This is a genomic window from Bacillus sp. JJ1521 (genome assembly GCF_036965165.1).
Taxonomy (GTDB): domain Bacteria; phylum Bacillota; class Bacilli; order Bacillales; family Bacillaceae_L; genus Ferdinandcohnia.
In genome coordinates this window covers 5,639-10,144 of the sequence record NZ_JBALOX010000209.1, presented here as the reverse complement: position 1 = coordinate 10,144, position 4,506 = coordinate 5,639, and the positions used below count along the sequence as shown (strand labels likewise).

Sequence of the window (4,506 nt, the reverse complement as noted above, 5' to 3'; positions counted from 1 at the left end):
CTTAGTCTTTGATCCTAAGCTCGAAAAGTTTCCGTTGAAAATCTGTGGCATCCGCCGGAGGCTTTAACTTTATTCAGCCGTGAGCTGAGTAAAGTTAAAACTTATTAAGAATCATTACGATTTATACTTTATGAAGTATACAGGATGAATTTTATAATGTAAAGGTAATTGATATCAAAAAAAGATTAACCCTTTTTAAAAAAACCTGTTTGTTTAACAGAACTTTTTGAAAAAGTGTTAATCTTAACCTTTAATGGACAGCGGATTTAAAGCGACCACCCTTTACCTCATGGGTGTCCATGATTGTTATAAAGGCATTTGGATCTATTTCTTGAATGATTACTTTCAGTTTCGTTACCTCAAGCCTTGTGACAACTACATAGACAACTTCCTTTTCTTCATCCGTATATCCACCCCTGCCTTTTAACTTCGTTGTTCCACGGCCAAGACGATGTAAGATGGCATCTGATATGTCATTAAATTGCTCAGAAACGATAAGCGCAGCCTTTGTTTCATCTAGCCCTTCTACAACTGCATCAATTGTTTTAAAGGCAATGTAATAGGCTAATACTGAATACATCGCTGACTCAATACCAAAAACAAAACCTGCAATTGCAAAAATAAAGATATTGATAAACATGACAAATTCACCAACAGAGAACGGCAGCCTTTTTGTTAAAATAATCGATAAAATTTCAGTTCCATCCATTGACCCGCCATTACGTATGACAAGACCAACTCCTGTACCAAGAAGAAGTCCTCCAAATACGGCCGCAAGGATTGGTTCAATATCAAAGGGGCGTACATAATGAAGTAAGGTTTCGATAATGGCTAACATGACAATCCCCAATATGCTAGACCACATAAAAGTCTTACCGATTTGTTTATACCCTGAATACATAAATGGCAGGTTAAAGATGACAACAAGAAAACCAAATGTAATATAAGTTGGTGTTAAATAATCCACAATTAGCGAAATACCAATGATTCCACCATCAATAATTTTATTAGGAATTAAGAAAAGTTCAATCGAGGAGGCAGCGAAGGCTGCACCAACAATAATCATAATCATACGAAATATAATATGTGAAACGCTTTCCTTTTTATGTACTCTGTTCATCTCATCACTCCAATTCGAAAAAGGATTGGCTTTTCTTGATTTATTTTATGCACACACCTTTTCGTGTTGAAATAGACTAACGTGAGGAAGGTGATCATCGAAATTATGAATATCTATCAGCAAATCATTAACCAAAAATTAAAAACCTTAACACCAGATGACTTAATAAAGTATGGAAAACCATATGATATACAAGTAACCAAGGCCCAAGCAACTAATGTGTTAAAACTAATTCGAAAAAAGAAAAACATGAATATCTTCAATTCAGATGAAAAAAATCAATTATTAAGGGAAATTGCACAGATAACAAGTCCCGAGGTTGCGAGAAAATTAAACCAGCTGTTTATTAAATTTACAAGTTGAAAAAAGCTGTCAACACGAGACAGCTTTTTTCAATTTGTTATTGATTCATTATCTTTTCTATTAAGCCCTCATCAAATGATTCCTTACGTATCATCTCAATTTCAAACTTATATGGAGCATTCTTATTGTTTTTGTCTTCTCCAACATATGGTGTTTCAAGAATTTTAGGGACATTTTCCAGCGATGGATGATGGACAATATAATTTATTGCCTTAAATCCAATTTTTCCAAATCCAATATTCTCGTGACGGTCTTTACTTGCTCCTCTTTCATTTTTGCTATCATTAATATGAAGAACTTTAATCCGGTCAATACCAACCAATTTATCAAATTGATTCAGTACCCCATCAAAATCATTCACAATATCATATCCAGCATCATGAGTATGGCATGTATCGAAACAAACTGATAGCTTGTCATTATGTGTGACACCATCAATAATCTGAGCAATTTCTTCAAAGGATCTTCCACACTCAGACCCTTTTCCAGCCATTGTTTCTAATGCAATTTGTACTTTATGGTCACTAGTCAGAACCTCATTTAGACCCTCAATAATTTTCTTTATTCCCGCTTCAGCACCAGCACCTACATGTGCCCCAGGATGAAGGACAATTTGTTTCGCCCCAAGTGCTTCGGTTCTTTCAATTTCCGAACGTAAGAAATTTACACCTAGTTCAAAAGTAGCTGGATTTGAGGTGTTGCCGATATTAATAATATAAGGAGCATGGACTACAATCTCATCAATCCCATTTTCCTTCATATGGGCTTGTCCAGCCTCTATATTTAAGTCTTCAATTTTTTTACGTCTTGTATTTTGAGGTGCACCAGTATAAATCATGAAAGTATTCGCACCATAAGACACTGCTTCTTCACTTGCTGCTAAAAGCATCTTTTTCCCACTCATCGAAACATGTGAGCCTAATTTAAGCATGTTGTAACACTCCAATCTCCCTTAAACACCCTTACATATATTTTACCATAAGTTTCACTTATTTTCGCTTATTTTCTTTTCAGTCGTCTTTGACGCTTCTTGAAATCTTCCATTTCTCTGTTCATTTTTTTCTTATAACCCGGTTTCACTTTTTTAGGTTTTTTCACCTTGCTTTGCGCAAGTTTATCAATTTCATCTACCTGTTTTTTTCGAGCCTTTCGTTTGTTCCGCTCACCGATATGCACCAACTCATCCTTTTCTAGGTCCATATTCACAAAAGTAATGCCCATTTTTTCGAGTTTTACAATTGCGTCTTCATCTGAAGGATCATAAATGGTTGCAGCAATTCCAGAGTATCCCGCTCTTGCAGTTCTACCCACTCTATGAATATAAAAATCAAGATCACTCGGTAGTTCATAATTGATAACATGGCTGACGCCTTCAATGTCAATTCCTCTTGCAGCTAGATCTGTTGCTACAACATATTGAAATTCAAGTGAATTAATTTGTTTCATGACCTTTTTACGTTCACGAGGTGGAAGGTCACCGTGGATTCTTCCTACCTTCATCCCTTTTTCAATTAGGCCATCAGCGACTTCATCAGCCATTTTTTTCGTATTTGTAAAAATAATCGCTAAATATGGATTGTACGCCTCAAGCATTGACTTTAGAAAACTTTTCTTATCTCGATGTCTTAGGGGAACAAGAATATGTTCGACCTTTGCTGCTGTTGCCTGCTCTGGTGCAACATGGGTGTACCGAGGGTTTTCCATATATTTTTTTAAAAAGGGCTTTAATTTTTCTGGTATCGTTGCTGAAAAAACCAAAATTTGAAGGTTTTCCTGCATTCTAGCTGCAATTTGGTCAACATCTTCAATAAAGCCCATATCAAGCATCAAGTCTGCTTCATCAACGACAATTTGATTGGCAGTATACACCTGGAGAGCCTGTTCCTTCACCAGATCATTTATTCTTCCGGGGGTTCCAACAACAATATGCGGTTGAGTTTTTAGTTTTTCAATTGCACGGACTTTATCAGTCCCACCAACAAATAATTTGGATGTGATTGGATTTTCCTCACTAAATGTAGTGATCTTGCCAACCTCTTGGTGAATTTGCGTCGCGAGTTCCCTTGTTGGTGCTGTGATAACCACCTGAACCTCTTGTCTTTCTGGATCAATCTTATTGATAATAGGTAACAGGTAAGCATGGGTTTTACCCGTTCCTGTTTGCGATTGGCCAATGGCACTTTCGCCTCTTTGGATACTTGGTATTAGTCGTTCTTGAATTTCAGTTGGCTTTGTAAATTTAATCTCCTTTAATGCCTCAAGTATAAATGGCTGAAATTTAAAACGTTCAAAATCTTGTACTGACATAACGATCCCTCATTTATATAAATATGAATTTTTGAATGTAAGGTTTTATTCCACTTTCGTATTATTGATAACCTAACAATTAATTATATAGGAAAGCACGAAAAAAAACCAATCAAGCCCATTTGACGATTTACTAAAACATTCATTTACCTTTTCGCATATCCTAAAAACAAGGTATTATCCCTATACTCATTCTTCTACTTAGTCGTTAGCAATGTGAAAGGAGGATAAGTAAATGTTTTTTCCAAGACAACCAATGAACCAAATGAGACCAATGGGGCAGATGAGGCCACCATCTATGTTTCCACAGCAATATGGTTTCCGTCCACCAGGAATGTTCGGTGGAATGCAAGGCATNNGGACAAGGAGGCGGCGGAATAAGCGGTCTATTAAAAAGATTGATACCTGGAATGGGGCAAAGGAACCCAATGCAAGGAATGGGAGGAATGCCTGGCTTTTTTAACCCTGCACAAGGAATGGGCCGCGGTGCATTACAAAATTTAGCGAATCCCGGTACACTACAAAGTTTAGCAAATCCTTCAAACCTTAGTGCAATGATGGGAAATGTACAAAAGACCTTAAAAATGGCGGAATCTGTTGTTCCAATGGTACAGCAATATGGACCTTTAATGAAAAACATACCAGCCATGATTAAAATGTACAGTGCCTTAAAAAATTCTGATACAGAAGAGGAAGAAGACAATAAAAAGGAAGAG

5 protein-coding genes are annotated in these 4,506 nt (G+C 36.5%); 2 read left to right on the top strand and 3 right to left on the bottom strand.

The genetic code is table 11. The features are described from left to right. Positions 1 to 250: 250 nt before the first annotated feature. Complete coding sequence (locus V7147_RS22260) at positions 251 to 1,120, bottom strand: YitT family protein (protein ID WP_335369993.1); 870 nt, start codon at positions 1,118 to 1,120, stop codon at positions 251 to 253. A 105-nt stretch (positions 1,121 to 1,225) separates the two neighbouring features. On the opposite strand from V7147_RS22260, the gene V7147_RS22255 reads away from it, so the two are divergent. Beyond that, the gene (locus V7147_RS22255; protein WP_335369992.1) at positions 1,226 to 1,483 is read left to right on the top strand and encodes a DUF2624 domain-containing protein; all 258 of its coding nucleotides are present in this window, start codon (positions 1,226 to 1,228) and stop codon (positions 1,481 to 1,483) included. A gap of 37 nt (positions 1,484 to 1,520) precedes the next feature. Here the strand turns inward: V7147_RS22255 and V7147_RS22250 are convergent, their stop codons facing one another. Together V7147_RS22250 and V7147_RS22245 are read right to left on the bottom strand one after the other, a co-directional pair. After that, positions 1,521 to 2,414, bottom strand: a complete 894-nt coding sequence (locus V7147_RS22250) for a deoxyribonuclease IV (RefSeq protein WP_335369991.1) — start codon at positions 2,412 to 2,414, stop codon at positions 1,521 to 1,523. Positions 2,415 to 2,482: 68 nt separating this feature from the next. After that, positions 2,483 to 3,790, bottom strand: coding sequence for a DEAD/DEAH box helicase (locus V7147_RS22245; protein WP_335369990.1), 1,308 nt, complete (start codon positions 3,788 to 3,790; stop codon positions 2,483 to 2,485). Between the two features lie 314 nt (positions 3,791 to 4,104). Between V7147_RS22245 and vrrA the strand changes: the two genes are divergently transcribed. Then, a partial coding sequence (vrrA, locus tag V7147_RS22240) for a VrrA/YqfQ family protein (protein ID WP_438824634.1) occupies positions 4,105 to 4,506 on the top strand: 402 nt, incomplete at its 3' end.

Coding starts and splice junctions, on each gene's coding strand:
- V7147_RS22260 (WP_335369993.1), bottom strand. CDS start 1,120: ATGAACAGAGTACATAAAAAGGAAAGCGTTTCACATATTATATTTCGT.
- V7147_RS22255 (WP_335369992.1), top strand. CDS start 1,226: ATGAATATCTATCAGCAAATCATTAACCAAAAATTAAAAACCTTAACA.
- V7147_RS22250 (WP_335369991.1), bottom strand. CDS start 2,414: ATGCTTAAATTAGGCTCACATGTTTCGATGAGTGGGAAAAAGATGCTT.
- V7147_RS22245 (WP_335369990.1), bottom strand. CDS start 3,790: ATGTCAGTACAAGATTTTGAACGTTTTAAATTTCAGCCATTTATACTT.